Genomic DNA, 4,775 nt, shown 5'->3' with positions numbered 1-4,775 from the left:
AAATAACTGATATTGAGTTCTGAAACACTACAGAGAAATAAAAAGAGTTTTTTTATTTCATACTTTTCAATGCTTCTACAACTGCATCTATATTTCCAATAGGAAGATGTACTTTCCATTCTGGATTTTTTGCATCACCGGATAAAGAGATCCCGATACTTGCGACACTGTCACTTCCTGCTCCATAAGGTTCATCTACTTTACTGATGGAGATAATACCTTTCTTTGTTCCATCCAATGGAATCTCTTTGATAATTGTTACGCCAGAACTCATAATTTCTCCTATTTAACTATAATAATAGAAGAGTTTAACCGATTTTGGCTAAAGCAATCTTAAAAAGAAAAAGTTTACTCACTAACTTGTGATTTTGAGGTATCCCCATAAATAAAAGCATACATTTTACGATAATAACGTTCATTTCGTGTACGGTCTGTTGCACTAAAATGATGATAGCGTCCTAATGTTTCCCATGAATAACCAAAACTTTTAACCAATTTAGTCAAAATAGTATTTGCTTGTTCTCTTGCGGTAACATCTTCAAAGTATTCATGTAGCATTGGATTCGGGTGATATTTGTAGTTAATTTGGTAAGGTCCAAGGTCAAGGTTGGTAATACCACCATCAATTAAAGCCTGTGCTTGTGCACTGCATTGTTCAGCAGAACCGCATTTTATAAGATGACCTGCAACTGCAAATCCTGCAGCAGCTGCACGTTGCGCTTCTTCTATAGCATTAATACGGATAACATTTGGATTGCATTGATTATTTTCTTTAAGACATTCACAATGTTTAATAGCATCTAGGACAATATCGGGCATACGAATCTCACTTGGTTCTCCATCAGCATATAATAAACTGCCAAGTATCATCAATAAACCAACTGTGATTTTCATCCCATTCCCCTTTAATCTTAAGATTCTAATATTTTAGCCAATTTTGCTTGCATTTTCAGCCATATTTTATGTTCCATCAAAGGGAAACCACTATAAACACCTTTCGTCACTATGCTTTTAGTTACACCTGAACGTGCAGCCAATGTTGTAAACGGCGCAATACTAAGGTGTCCGGCAGTAGCACTTTGTCCTCCCATCACAACATTACGACCAAGTGTAGTAGAACCTGCAAGACCTGACTGAGAGACGAGAATAGAGTATTCACCTACAATACAATTGTGTCCGATTTGAACCAAATTATCAATTTTGGAACCTTGCTTAATAATGGTTGAACCGAATACCGCACAATCCACAGTTGTATTAGCACCTATCTCGACATCATCTTCAATAATAACATTACCGTTTTGATAAAGCTTAACATGCTCACCTAACTTTGTATGGGCATATCCAAATCCATCACTACCGATCACGCTTCCGGCATGGATCATAACTCTGTTTCCAATTTTACAATCACGATAAACTGAAACATTCGGATAAAGGATAACATCATCGCCCACTACCGCTTCAGAACCGATATAAACACCACTCATAATGGTACAATTTTTCCCTATTGTAGCACCATTTTCGATATGAGCCGTCGGATAAATACAACTTCCTTCACCAATTACAGGAGAAACAGTACTACTTTGTACCGGCTTAGCAAATTGCTTAGAAAGAATGGCTACCAACATATACGGTTCATCTGATGTGAGTGCAACAACTCCAAATGGAAGTAAATGTATTTTTGACGCAGGAAGAATCACAGCAGATGCTTTTGTATCAAAAAGCTCTTTCTCATATTTAGAATCAGAAAGAAATGAGATTTCTCCTTCTGATGCATCTCGTAAAGTATTCATCCCCGTAATTTCAATCGAATCTTTGATTTCAGAGCAACCTAAAAAAGCGGCGATTTCATAAAGTTTCATATTTCTTATCTTTCTAGAGCGACAGAACCGCTTCTTACAATCTCTTTTGGATGGAATCGTTTAATAGCTTCCAAAAAATGATTAACTCTTGTGGGCTCATCTACAACCATTACTACCATGGTATCACTACCCACATTAACGATTCGTCCATTATAGGCATGACAAAGAGCTTCAATATCACCTAATGACTCAGACATCGGAATTTTTACTAATGCTATTTCGGTTTCAACCAAATCTGCATGTTCAAATACTTTAAGAACAGGAATAAGCTTATGTAGCTGTTTCGTAATCTGTTCGATTACCCGAACTGACCCTGCCGTAACAATGGTAATCCGAGAATATTTTGAATCAGGGATAGGAGCTACCGTTAATGATTCAATATTGTATCCTCGACCTGAAAATAATCCTGCGATACGTGATAAGACACTGGCTTCATTCATTACAATCACAGAAATAACACGACGTTCTCGTTCCATTATTTCTCCTTATATTCTAGCATCATATTAAATAGAGACCCACCCGCCGGTACCATCGGTAAAACATTTTCGAAGCGGTTGACGGCAACATCAATGATAGCAACAACATTTTTATCAATCGCATCTTTTAGAGCAGCATCAAATTCTTCTTTAGTGGTTACACGGTATCCTACTCCACCAAATGCGTCTGCGAGCTTTATAAAATTAGGCTGTATAGAAAGATCGGTAGAAGAGTGGCGTTTATCATAAAAGAGTGTTTGCCACTGACGAACCATTCCTAAAAAATTGTTGTTTAAAATAATATTGATAACGGGAAGTTGATATTCAACAGCAGTCATCAATTCTTGAATATTCATGAGTATCGAACCATCACCGGTAATGTTAATACTAACACGTTCCATATCCGCACGTTTTACCCCGATTGCCGCCGGAAATCCAAATCCCATCGTCCCAAGACCTCCAGAACTCACCCATTGGCGTGGACGGGTAAACGGATAAAACTGTGCAGTCCACATCTGATGTTGACCAACATCAGTGGAAATATTGGCATTATCACCCAAAAGCTGTCCGATACGCTCAACAACCCATTGAGGTTTGATGCGATCTCCCTCTTCTTTGTAGGAGAGAGGATGAAGTTTATTAAAATTAGCAATAGTATTGTGCCATGAAGTATAACGTAACGGATCCACCTGCTCTTTCGCCAACGGAATCATTTGTTCCAAAACATTTTTGACATCTCCTACAATCGGAAAATGGGCATGTACCAGTTTCGAAATACTTGCAGGATCAATATCTACATGAATGATTTGTGCATTTTTTGCAAATTCAGAAAGTTTTCCGGTAACACGATCATCAAACCGTGCCCCAAGCCCGATAACGAGGTCTGTCTCCGACATTGCCATATTTGCCGCATACGATCCATGCATCCCGAGCATAGAAATTAGCAATGGATCGTCATATCGAAGTGTCCCCCGTGCCATAAACGTTTCAACTGCAGGTATCTGGGTCATTTTAGAAAACTCACGCACTAACTCTGCCGCATTCGCATTGATGATACCTCCACCGAGATACAAAAGAGGACGTTTGGCTGCTGCAATGGCATCAATCGCTTTTTTGATCTGACGGGTGTTCCCTTTGGTCGTCGGTTTATAGGTCTCGATATCGACCTCTTTGGTGTAATCAAATTTAGCGATTTGTGCCGTTACGTCTTTTGGGATATCAACGTGGACTGGACCTGGACGACCAGTACGTGCGATATAAAATGCCTCTTTAAGAATGCGAGGAAGATCCGCTGCATCCGTCACAAGATAATTGTGCTTAGTACATGAACGGCTGATACCCACTGCATCGATCTCTTGGAATGCATCCGTGCCAATAAGTGACATTGGAACTTGACCGCTAATAAGCACAAGAGGAATAGAGTCCATATAAGCATCAGCTAAACCGGTGACACCATTGGTAAATCCTGGACCTGAGGTAATCATCGCTACCCCTACACGTCCGGTAGCTTTGGCATACCCCTCTGCCGCATGAACGGCTGCTTGTTCATGTCGTGTCAAAATATGCTGAAATGATCGCTGTTTGTAAATCTCATCATAGACGTTCATGATCGCCCCACCTGGGTAACCGAATACGACTTCGACTTCCTCGGCGATAAGTGCTTCGATAACCATCTGTGCACCGCTGATTTGCATGTCGTCTCCTTTAAATTAAGGTATAAATATTAACGAATTATAGAAGAAGGAAACTATAAATTATGTTAAAAGAACCTCAAGGAGCCGCTTCACTCATATAATTAAGATTTTTTAGTTGCCGTAACGAGAAATATCGGATAATTTTGTCTCTCTTTTTCAACCGTATAGGCATGGTGGAATCGTACATGTTCAAATCCCGCATTTTCAATCGTTTGGCGTAATGCATCACGTTTAAAACCAAAATGATACACCCCATCGTTACCATGAGCATGAAAAGTTCCATCTTCCGCTTCCAAATCAGCAATAGCGATAAAACCATCTCGTTTCAAATGAGCATGAAAAGCTTTAAATAATTCTTCCGTATTTTCCACATGATGCATTGCCATAGAGCTAACAATACCATGGAACTGTTGATCCAATGCCTCTTTGCAGATATTTTGGCAAATCGCTTTGACTGATAAATTTATAGAATTTTTGTTTTCTAACTGTTCAAGCATTTTTGTAGAGAGATCAACAGCAACAACATTTTTTACCATTGGTGCAATTTTAAAACTAAGAAGACCTGTCCCTGCACCAAAATCCATAATTGTCATATGATTGAATAAAGCAATTCGGCTGGTTATAGTTTGAAAAATATTTTGGGCGATATTTTGGCGTATATCACCATTATCCCATGCGTGAGCAACTTGATTAAAACGTTCCGTCATCCATTCCTCTTAAATACTGAATCTTAGTCGAATCATAAC

At 39.0% G+C, this 4,775-nt stretch carries 6 protein-coding genes; all 6 read right to left on the bottom strand.

All coding sequences use genetic code 11. The annotated features are described in order from the left end of the window. Positions 1-52: 52 nt before the first annotated feature. Positions 53-274 carry a hypothetical protein gene (locus WA010_RS08740; RefSeq protein ID WP_422556744.1) on the bottom strand — a complete coding sequence of 74 codons (222 nt, stop codon included), beginning with the start codon at positions 272-274 and terminating at the stop codon, positions 53-55. A 74-nt stretch (positions 275-348) separates the two neighbouring features. Beyond that, the gene (locus tag WA010_RS08735) at positions 349-894 is read right to left on the bottom strand and encodes a hypothetical protein (protein ID WP_422556743.1); all 546 of its coding nucleotides are present in this window, start codon (positions 892-894) and stop codon (positions 349-351) included. Positions 895-911: 17 nt separating this feature from the next. Further along, positions 912-1,859, bottom strand: a complete 948-nt coding sequence (gene lpxD, locus WA010_RS08730) for a UDP-3-O-(3-hydroxymyristoyl)glucosamine N-acyltransferase (protein WP_422556742.1) — start codon at positions 1,857-1,859, stop codon at positions 912-914. A gap of 5 nt (positions 1,860-1,864) precedes the next feature. Next, positions 1,865-2,335: an acetolactate synthase small subunit gene (ilvN, locus tag WA010_RS08725; RefSeq protein WP_422556741.1), complete on the bottom strand. Its 471-nt coding sequence runs from the start codon at positions 2,333-2,335 to the stop codon at positions 1,865-1,867. Further along, positions 2,335-4,029 (bottom strand): acetolactate synthase large subunit, encoded by a 1,695-nt coding sequence (locus tag WA010_RS08720; RefSeq protein ID WP_422556740.1) that lies wholly within the window; start codon positions 4,027-4,029, stop codon positions 2,335-2,337. The genes ilvN and WA010_RS08720 overlap by 1 nt, the downstream gene beginning before the upstream one ends. A 101-nt stretch (positions 4,030-4,130) precedes the next feature. Beyond that, a complete protein-coding gene (locus tag WA010_RS08715; RefSeq protein WP_422556739.1) occupies positions 4,131-4,736 on the bottom strand; it encodes a class I SAM-dependent DNA methyltransferase in 606 nt (201 codons plus the stop codon). Between the last annotated feature and the right edge of the window lie 39 nt (positions 4,737-4,775).

This window comes from Sulfuricurvum sp., from assembly GCF_049305995.1.
In the GTDB taxonomy this organism is placed as follows: Bacteria; Campylobacterota; Campylobacteria; order Campylobacterales; family Sulfurimonadaceae; genus Sulfuricurvum.
This window is presented reverse-complemented; position numbering and strand designations above follow the sequence as displayed.

Excerpts from the sequence above, each read along its gene's own strand:
- WA010_RS08740 (WP_422556744.1), bottom strand. The coding sequence starts at position 274 with ATGAGTTCTGGCGTAACAATTATCAAAGAGATTCCATTGGATGGAACA.
- WA010_RS08735 (WP_422556743.1), bottom strand. The coding sequence starts at position 894 with ATGAAAATCACAGTTGGTTTATTGATGATACTTGGCAGTTTATTATAT.
- lpxD (WP_422556742.1), bottom strand. The coding sequence starts at position 1,859 with ATGAAACTTTATGAAATCGCCGCTTTTTTAGGTTGCTCTGAAATCAAA.
- ilvN (WP_422556741.1), bottom strand. The coding sequence starts at position 2,335 with ATGGAACGAGAACGTCGTGTTATTTCTGTGATTGTAATGAATGAAGCC.
- WA010_RS08720 (WP_422556740.1), bottom strand. The coding sequence starts at position 4,029 with ATGCAAATCAGCGGTGCACAGATGGTTATCGAAGCACTTATCGCCGAG.
- WA010_RS08715 (WP_422556739.1), bottom strand. The coding sequence starts at position 4,736 with ATGACGGAACGTTTTAATCAAGTTGCTCACGCATGGGATAATGGTGAT.